The organism is Paenibacillus lutrae (genome assembly GCF_009757775.1).
Classification (GTDB): Bacteria; Bacillota; Bacilli; order Paenibacillales; family NBRC-103111; genus Paenibacillus_F; species Paenibacillus_F lutrae.
This window is the reverse complement of record NZ_RHLK01000018.1, coordinates 25,537-45,147: the sequence shown is the minus strand read 5'-3', so window position 1 is coordinate 45,147 and position 19,611 is coordinate 25,537. Positions and strand designations below refer to the sequence as shown.

Annotated in this window: 17 protein-coding genes; 16 read left to right on the top strand and 1 reads right to left on the bottom strand. The window is 40.8% G+C overall.

Going from position 1 to position 19,611, the window contains the following annotated elements:
* The first annotated feature begins 51 nt into the window (after positions 1 to 51).
* From EDM21_RS21825 to EDM21_RS21815, 3 genes are read left to right on the top strand one after another with little or no spacing between them, the layout of a single operon-like run.
* The gene (locus EDM21_RS21825; protein ID WP_157338550.1) at positions 52 to 720 is read left to right on the top strand and encodes an EAL domain-containing protein; all 669 of its coding nucleotides are present in this window, start codon (positions 52 to 54) and stop codon (positions 718 to 720) included.
* A complete protein-coding gene (locus EDM21_RS21820) occupies positions 717 to 1,835 on the top strand; it encodes an S-layer homology domain-containing protein (RefSeq protein ID WP_157338549.1) in 1,119 nt (372 codons plus the stop codon). Before EDM21_RS21825 ends, EDM21_RS21820 begins: the two co-directional genes overlap by 4 nt.
* Positions 1,836 to 8,195 (top strand): glycoside hydrolase family 78 protein, encoded by a 6,360-nt coding sequence (locus EDM21_RS21815; protein ID WP_157338548.1) that lies wholly within the window; start codon positions 1,836 to 1,838, stop codon positions 8,193 to 8,195.
* A gap of 108 nt (positions 8,196 to 8,303) precedes the next feature.
* Here EDM21_RS21815 and EDM21_RS21810 read toward each other — a convergent pair whose 3' ends face one another.
* Positions 8,304 to 8,567 carry a colicin E3/pyocin S6 family cytotoxin gene (locus tag EDM21_RS21810; protein ID WP_157338547.1) on the bottom strand — a complete coding sequence of 88 codons (264 nt, stop codon included), beginning with the start codon at positions 8,565 to 8,567 and terminating at the stop codon, positions 8,304 to 8,306.
* A gap of 363 nt (positions 8,568 to 8,930) precedes the next feature.
* Between EDM21_RS21810 and EDM21_RS21805 the strand changes: the two genes are divergently transcribed.
* The 13 genes from EDM21_RS21805 (at position 8,931) to EDM21_RS25415 (ending at position 19,300) form a co-directional block, all read left to right on the top strand.
* Positions 8,931 to 9,167, top strand: coding sequence for a hypothetical protein (locus EDM21_RS21805; RefSeq protein ID WP_157338546.1), 237 nt, complete (start codon positions 8,931 to 8,933; stop codon positions 9,165 to 9,167).
* 532 nt (positions 9,168 to 9,699) lie between these two features.
* Entirely contained in the window at positions 9,700 to 10,542 is an 843-nt protein-coding gene (locus EDM21_RS21800) for an ATP-dependent DNA ligase (RefSeq protein ID WP_235918321.1), read from the top strand.
* A gap of 213 nt (positions 10,543 to 10,755) precedes the next feature.
* A complete protein-coding gene (locus tag EDM21_RS21795; RefSeq protein ID WP_157338545.1) occupies positions 10,756 to 10,962 on the top strand; it encodes a hypothetical protein in 207 nt (68 codons plus the stop codon).
* Between the two features lie 21 nt (positions 10,963 to 10,983).
* The gene (locus tag EDM21_RS21790) at positions 10,984 to 11,499 is read left to right on the top strand and encodes a type II toxin-antitoxin system PemK/MazF family toxin (protein WP_157338544.1); all 516 of its coding nucleotides are present in this window, start codon (positions 10,984 to 10,986) and stop codon (positions 11,497 to 11,499) included.
* A gap of 120 nt (positions 11,500 to 11,619) precedes the next feature.
* Complete coding sequence (locus EDM21_RS21785; RefSeq protein WP_157338543.1) at positions 11,620 to 12,438, top strand: hypothetical protein; 819 nt, start codon at positions 11,620 to 11,622, stop codon at positions 12,436 to 12,438.
* A 136-nt stretch (positions 12,439 to 12,574) separates the two neighbouring features.
* Positions 12,575 to 13,015 carry a hypothetical protein gene (locus tag EDM21_RS21780; RefSeq protein WP_157338542.1) on the top strand — a complete coding sequence of 147 codons (441 nt, stop codon included), beginning with the start codon at positions 12,575 to 12,577 and terminating at the stop codon, positions 13,013 to 13,015.
* A gap of 150 nt (positions 13,016 to 13,165) precedes the next feature.
* The gene (locus tag EDM21_RS21775) at positions 13,166 to 13,369 is read left to right on the top strand and encodes a hypothetical protein (RefSeq protein WP_157338541.1); all 204 of its coding nucleotides are present in this window, start codon (positions 13,166 to 13,168) and stop codon (positions 13,367 to 13,369) included.
* 323 nt (positions 13,370 to 13,692) lie between these two features.
* Entirely contained in the window at positions 13,693 to 13,887 is a 195-nt protein-coding gene (locus EDM21_RS21770) for a hypothetical protein (protein WP_157338540.1), read from the top strand.
* 39 nt (positions 13,888 to 13,926) lie between these two features.
* Positions 13,927 to 14,193 carry a hypothetical protein gene (locus EDM21_RS21765; protein WP_157338539.1) on the top strand — a complete coding sequence of 89 codons (267 nt, stop codon included), beginning with the start codon at positions 13,927 to 13,929 and terminating at the stop codon, positions 14,191 to 14,193.
* A 254-nt stretch (positions 14,194 to 14,447) separates the two neighbouring features.
* Positions 14,448 to 15,521: a tyrosine-type recombinase/integrase gene (locus EDM21_RS21760; RefSeq protein ID WP_235918320.1), complete on the top strand. Its 1,074-nt coding sequence runs from the start codon at positions 14,448 to 14,450 to the stop codon at positions 15,519 to 15,521.
* Between the two features lie 19 nt (positions 15,522 to 15,540).
* The gene (locus EDM21_RS21755) at positions 15,541 to 16,785 is read left to right on the top strand and encodes a GGDEF domain-containing protein (RefSeq protein WP_157338537.1); all 1,245 of its coding nucleotides are present in this window, start codon (positions 15,541 to 15,543) and stop codon (positions 16,783 to 16,785) included.
* 17 nt (positions 16,786 to 16,802) lie between these two features.
* Positions 16,803 to 17,306 (top strand): macro domain-containing protein, encoded by a 504-nt coding sequence (locus EDM21_RS21750; protein WP_157338536.1) that lies wholly within the window; start codon positions 16,803 to 16,805, stop codon positions 17,304 to 17,306.
* A 689-nt stretch (positions 17,307 to 17,995) separates the two neighbouring features.
* The gene (locus EDM21_RS25415; protein WP_157338535.1) at positions 17,996 to 19,300 is read left to right on the top strand and encodes a primase C-terminal domain-containing protein; all 1,305 of its coding nucleotides are present in this window, start codon (positions 17,996 to 17,998) and stop codon (positions 19,298 to 19,300) included.
* The last annotated feature ends 311 nt before the right edge of the window (positions 19,301 to 19,611 follow it).

The following is a 19,611-nucleotide window of genomic DNA, read 5'->3' as shown; positions in this document are numbered from 1 at the left end:
TAATATGGATATGGATATCCGACAGATAACCAATCAACAGGAGGTGGCTTTTTGTTATCCGATTGCTATGTAGTATATCAACCTATCCGTCACCTAAAAACAGGCGGCCTTTACGGGTATGAAGCACTTCTAAGAGGAAATAAGTCGCCTTCTGAAATCATTGCCGATGCAGTGAAGAACAATATTGTGGCCGATATGGACCACAGCATACATGATTTGGCTTTAAAAAGCCTGCCACATCTAGAAAAAGAGAAAAAAATATTCCTCAATGTGCATCCACATTCTGTTCCCGATTTAGCTATCGTGGATCGGAGCAAATATCTCCATATAGAGGGAGATATCGTTTTTGAAATCACCGAGCAGTCTGAATTTCAATTCGATTTAAGCCGAAGTATAGAAGGATGGAGAAGATCAGGAATTAACATAGCGCTTGATGATTTTGGGAACGGCTATAACCGAATAAACCTCTTGGATGTCGTGAGCCCCAATTTTATCAAAATCGATAAAACCCTAATTCAGTCCCTTCGGTCACCTATCATACGGGATTTTGTCCATTTCACTGTAATCTGGGGTCGGCAATATGGAGCTGAGATTATAGCTGAAGGTATTGAAACAGCTAACCAGCTTGAACAATGCAGAGAAATTGGTATTACGATTGGACAAGGATATTTTCTCGGCATGCCTGACCAAATTTATACCACAAGGGGAGTAGCTAAATGATTAAAAAATCTATCTCATTATTTTTATCTATGAGCTTTCTGTTATCCACCGGTTGTAAAGCAGAAGAAATTGACACCGTTTCGAAAGCAAGTGCAACTGCAGCAGCGGCTCAAATTTCATTTTCCGATATTTCCTACCATTGGGCAGAAAAGAGCATTAAAGCTGCTGTTTCTACCGGCTACGTAGACGGTTATGATGATCAAACGTTCCGTCCGGATCAAAAAATCAGTAGGGCAGAATTTGTAAAAATGATTACGACATCCTTAAAACTACCCACAACTCAAGTCGAAGGCGAATGGTATATCCCTTATATTAATACGGCTGTAAACGGCGGTCTGCACCGCTGGTCTGATTTCACGTCCGGAGACTGGAATACTTCACTCACTCGGATGGAAATGTCAAGGATCGTTGTCCGTGCTACTCAAAAGGAACTACAAGATCCAAAATATCAAATGCCGGATAGTGGTTTTCTCTTTAACGCGACAAAGACCGGAATTATGCAAGGACTATCCAATGGGCAGCTGGGGAAAGATGAACCGACCACTCGTGCCCAGGCTATTACTATGATCGAGCGCATCTTAAAGATTAACAAGGGTGAGAAGCTGCCAGTTGATAAGAATGCGATGGCTTACGCCGAAGTTGAAATGCGGGGAACGAATGCTGAAACAGTTTGGGGAATGAGAACAAAACAATTTCCCATTAAAGACAAATTAGGTGATGGATTAGATCTTCAAATAAACAAAATGATTATCGTTGATAAAACAAAGTCTGACTCAGCATTCAATGAATTGTACTATGATCCCAACCCAAAAGCCGGAACAGATATTTATGTTATTGCCTATCATATCACTATAAACAACTTAGCAAAAAAAGGAGATTACACTATTTATCCAACATTTATGATGTCAATGACAAGTCTTCCAAGAGCTTTAACGAGAACAGACGATATTCAAATATTCAATGGTAATGATACGGGATTACATAGTGGATGGATAGCATTTTGCGTCCCGAAAAAAGATATTGAAGAAATTCTTTCTCGGAATGATGTTCCACGTATCGATTTAAACATTCCTCAATCATTCATTAACATGAACGAAGAGAAGGGTGAAAATTAAATGAAAAAGGTTCACTTAAAAAGATTCTCGCGAATCTTTTTATTTTTAATGATTTTTGAGTTAATTATTCCTTTATACGGATTGAAAGAAGTCTTCGCGAAAGATATTGTTCGTGTGTACTTTGATTTCAGCAGTGATACTGTCTCGCTACAAGAACCTAAACTATATGCTACAAAAGATGATCTGAAATCTTTAGACAATTTAGATCTTAGTAATTTTGTTAATGGCGAAATCACTTCACATCAAATTACTATGTCTAATGGACAAGTCCTGTCGAGCAAACTAAGTGGCAACTTATTATCACTTGATGTTAAGGGACAAAAAACAATTGTATACGGAATAAAAGACACAAATCCAGGACATCACATTTACAGACTACCTTCTGGATCCAGATGGGAACACAAGGGTGCAAAAACTGCCATTATGCAGTTTAAACCAGATGCCTCAACATTTTCTAAGGGAATATCTCAATATCCAGGTTTAATACCATCACAGGGCTATGAGAGGCAAGCCGATAAATCTGATTCTGATAAAAATCTAGTCACTTATCCCGGAGATTTAAGATACGATGGTATAAGTGGTTTAGCACCTAACTATAATTTTGTTGGAGCAGCTGTTACAGCTGCTTATGAGGCTGAGCCTCCTTTTAAATTTTTTTATGATAAATCTAAAGTTTCTAAAACAGGTGGAAATGGTGATGAAATTCTATTTACTGATAAAGTCACAAACGTCCGAATTACAGGCACTAAACAAGGCGAATTTCCCGATGTATTTGCTTATGACTGGGGTCCAAGCTCTAATCCTGATTATGGCATGGTAAAAATGTTTCGAAATTTAGACGAAAGCTTGATTGAAGGTATTGATTATGTAACCGATGCTCCAGCTGGGAAACCTGAGCCAACAGCTGTAGATCGGAATTATTACATGACTATTGATACGATCTGGGAAGGGACAACGAATTTATACAAAGGTTACATTGATATAGAATACAAGAAAATCATTCCTGCGGATTTAACCCCATCAGATATCATTCCTACTCCTGCGTGCTTTAAAGAGGGCGATACTGTTAATTTTGAATATACTTTTAGAAACAATGGCCAGACTTCTATTCAGACCCCATTCAAGGTAGAAATACGTGTTGATGGCCAAATTATTAAAACCGATATTTGGGATGGAGCCTTATCAAATATTGGTCTAGGGCGTACATTTGATTATAAATTTACATCTGCCACTGAAAAGAGTTTTACTATTTCTCTTGATTCTGAAGATATTATACATGAGGCAAATGAAACCAATAACACTATTAATAAAACGTTCAAACCCCAATTAGACTGTAACGGAAATGGTGGGCCAGAAACAATTAAAGGTGACTTTATAGTTGAATCGCCGCGACTAGCCTATGGAAAAAATAATTCCTTTAAACCTCAGAAGGTTTCAGTTACAGGCGGGAATGGTTGTGCTTATCAAGAAACCCGTTGGAAAATTACACAAGATACTAAAATTTCAAACGGGAAGTCATATCACCCAGAGAGCCCATATGGATTTCAGGGGCTGCCATATCCTAAAGCCATGGGGATAGGTACGGTATATGTAACGATGACCATTGTATCAACCTGCGGGACTACAAAAGATGTGGGGCCAAAACCATTTGAAATTTATGTGGATAGTAGCAAACCCAATAGCCCTCCAGTATTTGAAGCCGGTTTTTTTGAACGAGGTAATAACTTTGCTATTGATCCACTTCCATATCTTGTAGTGGATGAAATGTACGATCTTCGGATTATCAACAACACCATAAAAGTACCCAACACCCCATATGATCCAGAAGGTGATCCATTCATCTATTCGTGGGACTTTCAAGGGAGTTCCAGTATTAATGATTGGATAAAGAAAGCATATGAGGATAAGGGCTTTTGGGAATACGATGAGAAACATTCCTACTTCACACCGGACATGATTGGACCAGCACAAATTAATGTAACGGCCATTGATTACAGGGGAGCATCGTCGAGTCAAACGGTAAATGTACAAGTTGTTCACCCAAATCCAGTGCCAATTATCTCAGGGGGGGATACAGTTATTGAAGGCCGACCAGTGAAGCCGCCTATTTCTGGCGATCAAAGTTATTCGCCCTATAGGTACGGAAAAATTAGTCAGTATATTTGGGAAAATAAAAGGGACATGTACCCTACTCCTGGTAAAGAAATTGTCACTCTTGAAGTAATAGATGATAGAGGACTAAAATCACTAAACAAAGCAGTAAAGGAAATAACCGTTAAACCGGATCTTCCCCCAATTCCGAATTTGGAATTTATTGATAAAGCAATTCGTAACGTCAATGTAAATGTAAAAAATACTTCCTCTTCTCCGGATGGAGACGTGATAGTTGAAAATGTGGTGACTTATAAATACGACTCGAATAATGATGGCTCATTTGCTGGCGAGAAATCGTATCCAATAAATATGGCGAATAACGAATTTGATTTTAATCCGCCTAAAGTTGGAAAGTATCAATTTAGTGTTTTCGTTAAAGAGGACTGGGGTCGTAATGCTACAGGGACATTTGAGTTAGATGTCCTCAATGAAAGCCCTGAAGCAAAGTTTGCGGTTCAAGGCGAAATACCTCAACCCCCAATGGCTTTGCCAAAAAAGATATCCGGAACTGAGATGCTTACTGATCTTTGGAAGGCAACAAATTTAGATGGCGCAGCCCCTAAATTGTGGTTAGTCAATGCTGATAATAACTTGCAAACCATGGCGGATCCCTGGCCTACACTTGATGGTCCAACGTCAGGGTATAATGCAATAGATCCTAATACTTTTACCATCAGAGATGCAAATAAAGATGATATTTCCAAAGATATCTTAGGACCGGATATTAAAATTGAAATAGCAAAAGATAAATATCAGATTAAATCAAACGGGAAAATTATTAAAGAAACGGGAAATACTAACGATGGTTGGACGGGAAGATACTGGTTCGTAGACGGCGGAAATTTAAAAATGTACAAAGGTTCTGCCCATAGTGGTAACTGTACAAGAGAAAGCCCTAACGGAGGATGGGCCAATTATTATTTTATTATCGGCGTGGATAATATATCTAATCCGAATGCAAATATTGGAAGTACATATGTTTGTATAGAGGAAGACGATTATTATGAAAAAGACCGGATTGCGAAATCAGTGCCTTATGATTCCAACCCACCTTATACTTTTGGTGCTGAGTGGATTCCAGCTGACCAAATGAACAAAAGTTTTATGAGAAGAAATATAAGCCCGACCTGGAAAGTGTTTATGAACTTGCCCTCTTTTGACGGCAATCTTGCTTTTAATAAAAGTCAAACCAAGGTAGCATACCTAACAAGGGATAATAGTTATGGAGGATGGGATCCTGTCCCGGCACGATATTTATCAATAAGAGATGCTATCACAGGAGATCTAATAGTTTCCGACAAGCCTTTACCACGAGGGTCAGCATTATATGGTTTCCATAATGATATAATTCTGATTTTGGAAAGTGCAGCATCCAAATTGTATGGATATGATTTTTCCGGAAATCAAATTTGGGAGTATACCTTAAAAGCAAGCCCACCAACATATAATTCTGGTTCCACATTTAATAAACTTGTAACAACAAAAGATGGAGTAATTCAATTTAACGATGCCGTTATAAGAAATGAAGGCTACAATTCATTTTACGACGTCTACTTTACCAGTATTAATGTAAAAACTGGACAAGTATTAGGAAGTAAGCTAATCGATACATTACAGAGAAATATGTATGATTTAGATTCGGATCAGTTCGTTACAGCTGCTATTCAGCATGTATCTGACAACAAAATTTTAAATGAATATTATTTATTTACGAGAGAAGAGGATGACGACAGGTATTACAACCGTAAACTAAAAGTCTTAGAAGGGGCCGCGGCTTTATCTGCAAAGAAAGAACCATTTAAAAACTATGGCCAATTGTCTAATAGCAATTTGAAAGCCACAAACAGTGAATTTAGTTACTCGTTCCGAGTAAAGGATTATAGAGTATATAATCCCCTAGAGACAACTGGAATGTCTTTTAGAATGCAAGATGACAAAAGCTTTTATCGACTTGAAAGTAATCGTTTCACAACTTTTCTAACGGTTTACCAAAATGGCAAAAGGAAAGTTTTGAATCAGATTGATTATCCAATGGACTCAAATAAATTTTATAGCTTTAAGGTTAGGGCATCTGAAGACCGAATAAAAGTATACATCAACGGCGTACCTTTGATAGAAACAGAAGATAGCACATTTATTTCTGGAGCATATGGTTTGTACTCTTCCCGTGGAAACGTAGAATTCAAAGATTTATTCACGGTGGACCTTCCGCCTAAAAGTTTAAAAAATAACGTAACTATTGTAAATGAAAATACTATCTACAATGTGAATTATACCGATCCAGAAAATGACCCTAAAATCGCTGATTTATCAACCTGGACGTATAATCATATCAACCCGAGTAAGTTTTTAGATATTGGAGACGGGTACTACGGGTTATCAAACTACGATAAGAAGTCTTTAAAAGAGCCTGTTCCTATTTTTGATAGAGTCGGCGAATATGAGATCACTTATCGCACTAAAGATGACCCACAACCTAATTTCCTATATCCAAGTTTAAATTTTGATAAATACAGAAAGTTCTCTGACCCATATAAGGAAAAGTTAATTGTTCATCGGAGACCCATTGCAAAGTTCACTTTAAGACAAAATCCCGATTTTACAATTGATTGGCTGGAATCAAGTTATGATCCAGATCGCTACATCGATGAAAACAACTATTCAAAAGAAGGCACCGGAATCGATTACAGAACTACAAGAGGAATCACAGATCGAAGGTATATGTATGTTGCTCCGGATGGAACCATAGCTTATGGGAAAATTACACGTCCTACCCAAAAGGGTGTTTACACTGTAAGTGAAACTGTAATGGATGAGTATGGAGCATGGAGTGATTGGTACGAACAAACTATCAATATTGATCAACCTGCACCTAATCGGCCACCTGTAGCTGCTCTTACTTTCCCGGATGGTACGCAATCAAATCCGAGTTATGTGGATACGCTAACCCCGATCATAAAATGGAATCAGACCGATCCGGATCCGGATACGACATTCGGCGCGTTCCAAATACTCATTAAAAATGAAGCCGGGACTGTGGTCCTTGATTCAGGAATCCGGCCACAAGGAACTAAAGCAACCTCTAATCAATGGCAGTTGGATACTGCCTTAGAGCTTGGCAAGAAGTATCAGGTAACGGTACGGGTTAGCGATGGAATAGATTGGTCTCCGTATTCAAATATAGGCTGGATGGTGACGAATCGACCGCCCGAAGCTTATATGTCATTCCCGTACGGAACACAGCAAGCACCCACCGTAATCAAAGAAGTACAGCCTGTATTTCAGTGGAGACAAACGGACCCGGATCCTGGCACCGTCTTCAAGAATTTTCAGATCCAGGTGACAAATGAAGCTAACGATGTCATGATTTTGGATTCAGGGCAGCACTCCCAAAATACGTCTTCCACATCTGCCAGCTGGAAAGCAGCGAAGGATCTTCCGACTGGCCAAAAATTACGAGTACGTGTCCGGGTATTTGATGGCATGGTGTGGTCCAATTGGTCGCCGCAGGCATGGTTTTTGATTAACCGTGCTCCAACCGCGGACTTTACTTGGCAGCCGAATCCAGTGTATGAGGGAGACGATATTACTCTCCTTAATAAGTCTAGTGACCCAGACGGAGATAAATTAACCTACTTGTGGACGATCAAAGCACCCGATGGAATGATTACGAACGACACATCGACCAATGGATTCATTCCGAGATCGAAAGTGGGAACGTATCAAGTTACTCTAACTGCGAATGATCCCTACGGTGCGTCAGGATCTATCACAAAAGAAATAGTCGTGAATCCTTTGATCGTAACCGGCCAAGTGAAACACACGGATGCTTGGAATATCAATCGGACAAATTATAATGTAAAGATGTCCGGTGATCCGGAACAACCTCGGGCTTATAGTGTCTTCTGGGCGGGCGAAAGATTTGTTTTAACAGCCCAAACAACAGATACGGGTACAGCGACCAAAGCCGATTCTGTAACGGTTTCTATGGACAATCTGTACTCTACCCCTCTGACGGCAGATAATACGAAACAAACCGCATGGAGTGGGGAAATGTATCATGAAGACTTCAATTCACTTCCGGACGGAGAATACACGTTTGTTTTCACAGCCCGTTGGAACAACGGGACTGTGAAAACCGATACGGTGAAAGTTTACATTCAGGATAATTGGACCGATTATTACCGTTACCACCGTCTCAAATAAGAATGAAGTAAACCGTCTCATTAAGCTGAAGCAATCTTGGCACTATACACGCTGCCAAGATTGCTTTCTTTTATTTGTGATAGGTTACCCGGCATCCTACATGTGAGTCTATGAGAGTTTAAGATCGCGTCCTCTTACCATTCCTTTTTTAGGATGTGACTTACCTTCTGGTGTATATACATCCAGGTGCTTTCCTTTCTTATCATAGACTTCAACTTCTCCATGAAGCCGATCCTTATGGTAATAACGACCTTTAGCATCCCTGTAAACTCTTTCCTTGTTCTGTATGTAATTCGTTCGAACAAGAGAAAGACTTGTGAAAAGGGGGTATTCAGTGAAGGGAATTTCACTCCAATTAATATCTTTTTTCATAAATAGCTCTCCTTTAGTTGAAATAAAAAAAGCCCAGGAAGAATTCCTGAGCTGGGTGGCCTTGTTTTAGGGCATCAAAAAAAGCCCAAAGCCGCCATTGGGCTATTTGGGCTCAATACTAGAAGTGCTAAAGGATAAGATAATTTCGGTTCTTGGCAGGGACAGCTTTTCATAATTAAGCGTGGCTATTTGGGTCAGATACAAGCTATATCAGTAAAAAAACATGGACGGTTCTGAACAGTGCGACCCTATCGGAATCTGACTGCTAACGCGGCCCGGCCGGACAGATGCGAAATGATCGGAAATTCTGGCCAACGAAGGCTGAGCTGAAGGAGCTGGGGGTGTAACCGGGAGCCGGCGGGCGTGGCCCAGCCGGTACGGATCCGGATCGATCGCGAAGCCTGGCCACCGGAGGGCGAGCTGAAGGAACTGCGGGGGAATCGGCTGCCGGCGGGCACGGCCCAGCCGGTGTGTATCCGGATTGATCGGGAAACCTGGCCACCGGACGGCGAGCTGAAGGAGCTGCTGGGGAACCGGCTACGGGCGCGGCCCAGCCGTATGTATCCGGAACAACCTGGAAGCCTGGCCAACGAAGGCTGAGCTGAAGGAGCTGCAGGGGAACCGGCTGCCGGCGGGCGCGGCCCCGGCCGTGTGTATCCGGATCGACCGGAAATCCTGGCCATCGGAGGTTGAGCTGAAGGAGCTGCAGGGGAACCGGGAGCCTGCGGGCGCGGCCCAGCCGGTGCGGATCCGGATCGATCGAGAAGCCTGGCCACCGGAGGGCGAGCTGAAGGAGCTGCGGGGGAATCGGCTGCCGGCGGGCACGGCCCAGCGGGTGTGTATCCGGATTGATCGGGAAACCTGGCCACTGGAGGTTGAGCTGAAGGAGTTGCAGGGGAACCGGCTGCCGGCGAGCGCTGCCCGGCCGTGTGTATCCGGATTGATCGGGAAGCCTTGCCACTTGAGCTGAAGGAGCTGCGGAGGATCCGGTGCCGGTGCAGGCGGTGCGGCCGAACGGATATGTCCCGTTCAAGGAAAGTCGTCGAAAGTCCGATGCAGTATTTTACTTCCTCTAACTCCCACTAAACGACCGTCATTTGTAACTGCTATACTTATGGTGGGTGATTAAATTATGTTTGTATCTCCAATGCTTCTGCAGTACAGCAAAGACAACATGGCATTCAACAGTACTAAACATATCGCAGAGCTTAAATTTGATGGTATACGGCTAATCATCTCTCACATGGATGAGATTCGATTATACACGCGTCATAATAACGATGTGACTTTGAAGTTCCCAGAATTGGTCCATAATTCGCCTATCCCAGCCGGAACAATACTTGATGGCGAAATAATTATAACCGACCAGGATGGAAAGCCAGATTTTGAAGGTATGCTTGCTCGTTTTCAGTCAAAACGTATCAAGACGCCTGTAACGTTTGTGGCATTTGACATTATTAAGTACCGCGGCATCGATGTGACTAGCCTTCCACTACTGAGACGCAAGGAACTCTTGGAACAGGCATTTATAGAATCAAATCATTACAAACGGGTACAAGTCGCAAGAGGATTGACGACTGAGTATTTCAAAATCATTAAGCAAAATGGACTAGAGGGAATCGTAATCAAGGATAAGGATTCACGTTACGAGGTAGACAGACGCTCATATGCGTGGCAAAAGGTAATCAACTGGATACATGCGGAGGTTTATATATCCGGGTACAGAAAAAAGGATTTTGGTTGGCTTACGGCTATCGACACAACTGATGGTCAGAAGCGACCAGCTGGTATCATCGAACTCGGAGCATCCCCGGTTCATAAAAAAGCATTCAACGGAATTAAGCAACGGCTAGTTTATAAGGAAGACGATAATTTTGTTTACATGGAACCCCTTATCAAAGCACGTGTTAAAACCCGAAATTGGACAAAAAATGGGCTCCTTCGGTCACCAGTCTTCATTGATTTTATAGTCTAAGCAACAGCTCGTGCTGTTGCTTTTTTACCGTGTAAGACTTGCAAACGATCGACAAACTATGTTTGGAAAGAGAGGTTTTGGTAAGCTTAGCGGTGGGAAGACAGAAGTAGAAAGTCTGGTTTCTAAATTGCCTTTTATGTGCATACTATCTACTAATTCTCCCCCTTTTGTAGTATAATAATGGTAAAGAAGAAACGGAAAAGGGTGATATCAGTGGGGCATGTAATCGCGTTTCCTTTAAAACAACAGGGAGTTGCAGCTCGTTTAAAAGAAACAGTTACATTCGATAAAGCCATTGAAAAATCAACTCGTTCTTCAGGCATCGATTTTTATAAACTAATTACCGGTGATGCCAAAGAACGTCAACGTTATGATTTAAAGAACCAGCAGTCTGTTTTTCATGATGACGATGAGGATTAACTGATATTAGGGGGAGAAACTTTGTCTTCGTTTCGAAAACAAGAGTGGAATCAAGGCCGTAGTTTTAAAAGAGGCGAGGTTTATTTTGTAAAGCTCCCTCCAGAACCCCAAATAGGTAATGAAACATCAAAAGTTATGCACGGGGATCATAGAGTAGTTGTCCTTTACGATAGTACATACCCAAGAAAAACAGTCACGGTTGTACCGATTACTTCTTTAAATAATAAGTTAGGACAACCTAAACAGACTTTACCGAATGACTTGAAATTATTTAAAACAGACTATAACAATGCAGGCACTCCTTTTAAAGGAACTATCATGAATGATAGTTTGATTAAGCCAGAACAAATTAGAACAATTTCTAGAGACTATCTTGAACGGCATGTCGGAGAAATGTTACCTGAAGATATGACACAATTGGATCTTAGGTTAATTTCAGTTCTAAGTTTAGAAAATACTATTCAAAAGCTCATTGAAAGAAGAGTTGAAGAACTGTCACGAATCAATGATAAAGATTCAGCTAGAGAAATGGATTAATCCCCTCATTGAAGGGGATTTTTTGTTTGCTTATTTACTGCCCAGATATATATTTCTTAACATAATTATCCGATATAGAAGGAATGAAATGTATATTAAATTTATAAGGGGAGAAATTGATTGGAATTAAATCTAAAGGATTTATTGCTTATTTTACCTTCAATTCTATTAATATGCGGTTGGGGGGTGACCTATTTTTCAAATAGAAAACAAAAGCAAAATGAAATATTTCTGCTAAAGGTTAATTATGAAATTAAAGAGATACTGGCACCTATGTATCAGGAAATACAAGACATTCGTAATTTGATAAGTCATAGAAAGTCAATGAACAGAGCGCTAGACAAATTTCAAAAAAAATTCTCAGGTGCCTATTCTCCTTTATATACCGGATCAAACTCAAAGATATTCATATGCTTTCAGGATTTCGATCAGAGATATATACAATATAAAGAAGATCCTTGTGAAGATAATCATAATTATCTTTGGGTTAGTATCGATTACCTTTATTCTCAGGTAAAATCCCGTTTAAAAGAATATCGGCGTATCTCTAACAGTAATCATGAATGGTTTTTAAAAATCAATAGTTTTAATCCACTGATTGCTGTATTGGCCGATTTTTTTCGATTGGTTTATGTCACATTAAACGGTTTAACACTTATTGCCCTTGGAGTTTCACTTTGCTCTCTTATTGCAGTAGGACTAAGCTATTTAGGAAATGATCCGATTATTACGCCAACAATACTTTCGTCCATCCTTTTGTCTTCCATATTAGTAATCTTTTTTTGGTTGTTCTTTTTCTGGTTAAATAAAACATTGGTTGGCTATCAGACAGGATCAAACAAAGAGTTCGGTAAACTGACATCATATACTTCAAAAGATATCAAGTATGTGAGAGAAAAGGGGAACATTCCGGAATACCATTCGCAGGGTAACGATTGAAGAAGCTAAAACAAAACAAGGCACAGAATGTCCCTTCTGTGCCTTGTAATGTGTTATAATATTCTTGTAGGGTTTCATTTCTATAGCTATAAGAATGACAAATTAAGGCACGGAAGATTAAAGGAGGATATGGATCATGTCTAAATATTTTAATGGTAAATTATACTCGCATGAAGAAGTTGTGGCTTATGCAATTTTAATGAATGTCGATGAGGCTGTAATTGAAGAATTCAATAGTAAAAATCCACTGATCTTTCAAAATGGAGAACCATTCCAGATTGCTGAATATGCGGAAGAAGCATATCCATTCCACCTAGAAAAAAATAATGAAAGTCTGATGGAAGCTTCTCATGTTAAATTTTATCCAGGGAAAAGGATGGGGCTTAGAGAATGGCGCCGATTTGATATAGTGGATGGACAACTCAAAGTAATTCAAGCAGAGCGCGAAATTATACAATATGATGATATTAGCAAGCTAATTGCAGATGGGTTTATATGGACACTTCGCCCTAAAATCGGAATGGGCTTTTATTTGGATAAGGCTTTGAATGGTGATTTTACATCTATAGAGAATTGATAAGCGATAGTAACTTGTACACACATAAGGAAGTATGGCAGCTCTTAGACCGTATTGGTATTAAGTAATACAGTCCATTGAATAAACTCGTTCAAAGGAGTAGTAACATGTCTAATGTCATTTTCCAAACCGTACATAAGGAGGCCAATCATGGGAAGAAATTTTTTAAAAATAAACAATGAAGAATATAAGATGGTAAGTGAACCAGATGAAACGGACCAAGAAATGACTGATAATGGCTATATAAAAGTAACGGATGCTCAGTTTGATGAAGCATTTAATTTATACAAAAATGTGCATGAAAATGAAATTACTTATAAAGATGTTTTAATAAAAATAGAGGTTCTGTCATAAAGCAACCCGATGAAGAAAGGTGTGGATATATGATTGGACCAGCAATAAGCTATATTATCATAGGAAGTGCTCTATACTGGTTTAGAAAGCAGCTGCACTTGAAGCCTGAGCCTAAAGCTGAACGGATTGGGTTTGCCTTCTGGTGGGGTGGATGGTTTGCCTTAGCCTTGAGCGTCATCTCATGGATGCTTACGTTAGCGCCACCGGTGAATTGGTTTGGTGTTGTTATAGCGATTATTTGGGTGGGGTTACGCGGGTTAAGAATAGCGAGAGATTTGATAGAGGAATCGGCCTGATCCGGAAGATGAAAAGGAGCGTGTATTATGGAAGCTTATATGTGGATTAAAAACGATGATGAGAATTACGCAGTTTATCTAGTATATAAACTTTTTGAAGATCAAAACACTCCAATGCGTCAATTCCTCGATGTGAAGGATTCTAAAGAAGAAGCAGAAGAATTTGCTCGTTCGTTTACGGGGTTATTGAATAGTAGTGAAATCCGTTATCAGGAAACTTAAATGAATATTGAGGAATTTAACAGAACGGGGGGGGCCACGATGATAGAGGAAAAACCAGTTCAAGTGATAGGCGATAAAGTGACAGCTAAGTATAAATCATTCTTTGACGAGCAAGGTAAGGGAATTCATTCGGCCTGGATACCGATGATCGAAGTCGATGGAAAAATGATGGGAATTCACGACGAATCAACGATCAGTGGCCAGAAAGAATCGTCTAGTCGGCATCATGCTCTAAAAATAGCAAGAAGAGTTAGTGACGACACTAAGGCACGCTTGGCTGAGAAAATTACGAACACCGGTGAATAACGAGGAACATGAGGGGGACAGTGCTATGGCTTATATTTTGCTTGGGTACATTATTTTTGCCGGATCGATTGTTTATTTTATTAATTGGAACAGAAACAGAAACAGAAATAGAAACGAAGATGAATTTTGAAAAAAAATATTATCGATACAATTGTGGGACTGAAATAACTGTGAGAGAGCCAGCTGCCGAAGGAAATGCCTAAAAAGATAAATTCACAATAAAAATCCATTCCATGAAAAGGAGAAGTATGCAGATGAGAACAACAAGAAATGTCGTCAGTCTATCTGAAGATGATCATCTAGGTCTATGGTTACCTGCATACATCGATAGGGTTTATGAAGATAGCCAGGATCCCAAGAAAATAGAACGATGTCTAAATCGTTTCTATCATTTTTACATAGAACGATACGGCCATGATAAAGTGACAGGGATTGTTAAACGAGACATTCAGGATTGGCTCAACTTTTTATACAAGCCAGAGAAGAATGGGGGAGCCGGCTATGCTGCCTCCTATGTAAATAACCATCATTCCGCGTTAAACGGTTTTATAAAATGGCTTCGTGCAGCTGCTCCGCATTTGATGCCAAAGGACCCAATGAAGGGTATCCGAGAGATTATGCTTCCGGCTCCGGAACCACGCACTTTAACGCCGCAGCAAATACTTTCCCTCAAAAATATTTGCGACCGTCTCGAACGTTTTCATGCTAAAACCGATCGGCGGCGAACAACAAAGACGATCGAGCTTAAAAAATATGCAAGGCCCATTAGAGATCGAGCAATTGTGTATGTATTTCTGTCTACGGGATTGCGCCGCGAAGAGCTAGTCATGCTTGATATCGATCAAGTGATTCCAAATGAGCCGGAGCTTCTTCGCCAGGCTAGAAGTGCCCGAATTGTAAAAATCCGAGGTAAAGGCAAAACTGAGGGAACGGAGTACTTATCAGCTGAAGCCAGAAATGCTTTAGCAGACTACCTTCAACATGAACGTGAACGTGATGCAGCAAAGGGAGAAACCACAGCGCTCTTTCTAAGCGCATCAGGACGGCCAAAACGACATGAGAATGGTCGGTTGCATCCACGAACGATTAATAAGATTTTAGAACAAATTGGGCAATGGCACGACTCAGAAACTCAGGATACTTCTAGGCATATTTCTCCTTTACGTCCACATGATTTAAGACACACTTTTGCCAATGAACTCGCCAAAAAGCCCGGAGTTACCGAGCAAGATTTAGAGCGGCTGCTTCGTCACCGCAGTAAAAGATATATCAGCACGTACACGAATCCACCGGCTGAAAGAACAGCTGGCTTAATCGAAGACCTTTAAGGAAAGGAGGCCCCCTCATTTGGATGGATCTACTGCTCTATACGTAGGAACTCATGAAACCTATCATCAATACTACCGTTCTCTTCATGATGAAATATTCATGCAGGTAAAGGAATCAGACTCATTTCAGCAGCTGATCGAACTCATCACGCGATCAACGTATTATTTAATCATTTTAGAAAAGGCTACTCTTCAAGGTAATATTCTTGAATTATTACGAGTTATCAAGGCTAACATGCTTCTTGAATGGATACCGATTATTGTCCATGCACCAGGATTACCAGCCGAAGAGAAAAATGATCTTCTCCTTGCAGGTGTGGAGATTATCGTAGAAAGCGCTATCCGAGCAACAGATGAAACCTACATTCGGATCAAGAACCTCCTGGCTAGATCCAAACAGTTCGAATCGATGTCTTTCCGTGACCCTTTAACCAAAGCTTATAACCGAGCATACATGCTGGAAAGGTTAGCTGCAGAATGTAGATTAGCGGAAAATAATAGCGGCGTCCTTACTGTCGCCTTTATTGATGCTGATCGGTTTAAGCAAGTCAACGATACATATGGCCACGCGGTTGGCGATCTTGTCTTAATCGGCTTGTATAACCGGCTAAAACTTAACCTAGATAAGCATCATGAAATTGCTCGCTTTGGCGGTGAGGAATTTATTGTCATGTTTCCTGGGGAAAATAAGTCCCAGGCACAGAACCACTTACAAAGAGTCCTTCAGTCCTTACATGACGTACCTGTAGCAGAAAGTGAGGCAGGAAATCATTTCATAACCTTTTCTGGGGGTGTTGCGGAATGGAAACCAGGCATGCAGATCTCCGAGGTTATTAAGCTGGCGGATGAAGCCGTTTATGATGCGAAAAATCGGGGGAGAAACCAGGTCATTATAGGGATACCCCGTGAAGAACGGGTATTGAACGTACTCATTCGTGAGTCGAAGCCGGCTATCGAACACCTCTTGAATGATTTTCCAGACTTAAACGTTGTCCCCGTAAAGTCTTTCAAGGAAGCACAAAAGTTACTTAGGGATGAGCATATCGCTCTTTGTATCTTCGAAACGGACTTTAACTTTAATGCTTTCGAAATCAAAAAGCATATGGGTCAGAGGAACGATACGAACTATCTCTTCATATATAATGGTCCTTTACGTCAGCATTTTCATTTGCAGTGTAAGCAGCTGCAAATCAACTCTTATTTAAGCAGGCCGTACACGAATGCAGATGTTACAGAAAAGTTGAAGGCATTATTATCCAGATAAGATAACAGGAGGGCTCTATGTTCCGATTTATTGAGGATATTTGTGAAGCAGATTCAGATGTTATTGTATGTGCGGCCAATGGACAAGGCTGGATGGGAGGATGGCTTGGTAAGTACATAAAAATGGCAGGTGTCGCTGAGGCTCTTCATTATAAAACCAGTGGGAAAATAGAGAAGCTTTCCATGCAAGAAGCTAAGCGGATTCAAGTCATTCCCGGTGATGTTTTTATCACGCCTTGTGAAGAACCATTGAAAGCGAAGTATATTTTTCACGCAGTTACGATGAAGAAACCTGGGCAAAGGTCGGATCTTCAATATATCACTGAGTGTATCAAGAATATTATACGACTGGCACATAAGAACGAGCTACGATCGATAACCATACCGTTACTTGGATGTGGGACAGGAAGATTAAATGAGGAAGATGTGCTGAAGATTTTTCAAAGTTGTTTCCTTGAATCTGGTACATTAGAATTTATTATCGCAAATCCTAGACTAGCGAAAATGAATAACAATCAATAGTTCTTCTGATGTAAAACGCATTCATCGAAAAATATTATCCAGATGTGGACAACTGCGAAAATAGTAATTTGTAGTTGCTAGATGACGCTTTGTGTTGATATAATGTAGCAAGCAGCAAATACAACTGAATAGCAAAATTCCCATCACACTCTTTCACGGATTCGGGCCCTTGAAAGTGTAATGGGAATTCACTCACTACTTTCCACTCATATAAACATTATATTGATATTCATTCGGAATATCAATAGGGGGAGCCATATTTCTATATGGTAAGTCCTTCTTAGAGGGTTTTATTTAACTTGCCCTATAAGATCGGCTCCGCGGCTTCCCCGGCAGACATGTTTACTATGAGTGGGTGATGTAGAGATACCTCTATGTCTTCCGCTCTTTTTTGATTATAAAAAAGAAAAAAACTCTGTTCTTGGCGAACAGAGATTGTCTGTGAGTGTTGATCTTGACTCTATCAGTTTTTGGCGAAACTGACGGAGAATGCTTTTCCAAACAATTTGGCGAAGGTTGGGATTTTCTTTGGCGAGAAAACTCCCGAAAACAAATCGATAAAACAAATAGCTCTGCAGTCCATTTTTAAAAATGGGATTGTATAGGGCCTGCTTTCTTATTGCCAATTATAACATGTTAATTACATAGCTTTCAATACTTCAATATGACTACAAACGAGGTGATTACAGGTGCTACGGGTATCGAGGGATGTTTTTTTTGACGCGTTATTCCCCCAAATGGACGGAATCTTATTTACAAACCATAAAGGATCAAAATTCGATGCTCAAAGCGTGATTCGTTCTGTAGAGCAGCTGAAGTATCATGCCGATTGTATGTCTACAAACTGGTACACGCCAAGTATTTTCAGGCTTGCCAAGTGCGGCCGGACAAAAAGGAACCTTCAGTATATACATACCTTCATGCTGGAATTTGATTTTGTGATTCCTTCAGCTCTGGATCTTCTTGAACTTATCGAAGAAGCCGGCTTGCCGTTGCCGCATTTTCTCGTACGATCAAAAACATTCGGACACTGGCATGTTTATTGGCAGATTCAGAAAATAGCAGCTTACACCAATGTCGTTGCCCATGTCGATCGGATCTCTACGGCTATGGCAAAAGCAACGGGGGCAGATATTCAAGGCGTTGGGGCGGAACGCTGGTTTGGGATCCCGCGTAGTGATATTTATCAAGTTACAAACCCATGCAATCTATATACATACGATGACTTCAAATCCTGGTACGAACTATACATAGAAGATAATCCAATCACCGAACAAACCATATACACTAAAAAAATTAATGTCCTTCAGATGGACATTTTTGGACATCCTGCGATTCGTAAATTACAAAGAGGTACTATAAAAGGCCAACGCGATAACGTTTGCTTTACGCTGGCTCTCCTTTACTATGCCCTTCATTGGCCAGAGCAGGATACCTTGGAGGCGCTATATTCTTGGTCTGAACGTAATGAGAAAGGGGGAGAGCCCTTTACAAAAAAAGATGTCCGTAAATGCGTAAAAAGCGCTTTTAGTGGGAAATATCGTGGACCTAGCAGAGAGCATGTAGAGAGATATTCCGGACTAGAATTTCGTCTAAATATCATCCGAGAGTATGAGGGAGAAGTAAAATACCAAAAAAGTGCTGATATTGAAGCAAAAATCATCAACCTCATTAAAGAGAGTAAAAATAAGCTGCAGCTGTCGCAAGTCGATATTGCGAAGCGTATTAACGGTGCTCTCCGGACCGTAAAGGCAGCTATCAAGAAATTAATCCTAGAGCAACGCATTCAAGTGACACAAGCAGGTCATGGCCGTGGGAACATCAACTGTTATGCTCTTAATATGCCAGCAATGCGGCCAAACGAAACCAACCGCGCAAATGGTGCAAATTCCTATACATCTCTTAGTAAGGCGCGTGCCTTGGTTCTTTCAGAGATATCCACAGGATTCCTTCAGGTAGCTTCTGGGGTTGTGGACATTTCTGACTCTAGTTAATTTTAGTTGTTTATGCCTTTTTTCAGCTGCGGGAGTTTTTTATGCTGTTCGGCTTTGGCGGGGCGAACCTCGCTGCACCGTTATGGAACACTGTGGCTGCCTGGTATTTGATGGATTCTGGCGGATGCTGCCCGGCATGCGTATCTGGATCGATTGGCCACGAAGAGTCAATTGCAGAAGCGTTTTGGGACACCGGGTGCCGGCGGGGGCAACCTCTCTGTGCATATCTGAATTGATCTGACATCCTGACGATAGAGGGGTTAACTGCAAGAACTATGGTAATTCCGGATTCTGGCGGATGCTGCCCGGCT

Coding starts and splice junctions, on each gene's coding strand:
- EDM21_RS21775 (WP_157338541.1), top strand. CDS start 13,166: ATGGGAAGAAATTTTTTAAAAATAAACAATGAAGAATATAAGATGGTA.
- EDM21_RS21750 (WP_157338536.1), top strand. CDS start 16,803: ATGTTCCGATTTATTGAGGATATTTGTGAAGCAGATTCAGATGTTATT.
- EDM21_RS21820 (WP_157338549.1), top strand. CDS start 717: ATGATTAAAAAATCTATCTCATTATTTTTATCTATGAGCTTTCTGTTA.
- EDM21_RS21780 (WP_157338542.1), top strand. CDS start 12,575: ATGTCTAAATATTTTAATGGTAAATTATACTCGCATGAAGAAGTTGTG.
- EDM21_RS21800 (WP_235918321.1), top strand. CDS start 9,700: ATGTTTGTATCTCCAATGCTTCTGCAGTACAGCAAAGACAACATGGCA.
- EDM21_RS21815 (WP_157338548.1), top strand. CDS start 1,836: ATGAAAAAGGTTCACTTAAAAAGATTCTCGCGAATCTTTTTATTTTTA.
- EDM21_RS21770 (WP_157338540.1), top strand. CDS start 13,693: ATGGAAGCTTATATGTGGATTAAAAACGATGATGAGAATTACGCAGTT.
- EDM21_RS21810 (WP_157338547.1), bottom strand. CDS start 8,567: ATGAAAAAAGATATTAATTGGAGTGAAATTCCCTTCACTGAATACCCC.
- EDM21_RS21760 (WP_235918320.1), top strand. CDS start 14,448: ATGAGAACAACAAGAAATGTCGTCAGTCTATCTGAAGATGATCATCTA.
- EDM21_RS21765 (WP_157338539.1), top strand. CDS start 13,927: ATGATAGAGGAAAAACCAGTTCAAGTGATAGGCGATAAAGTGACAGCT.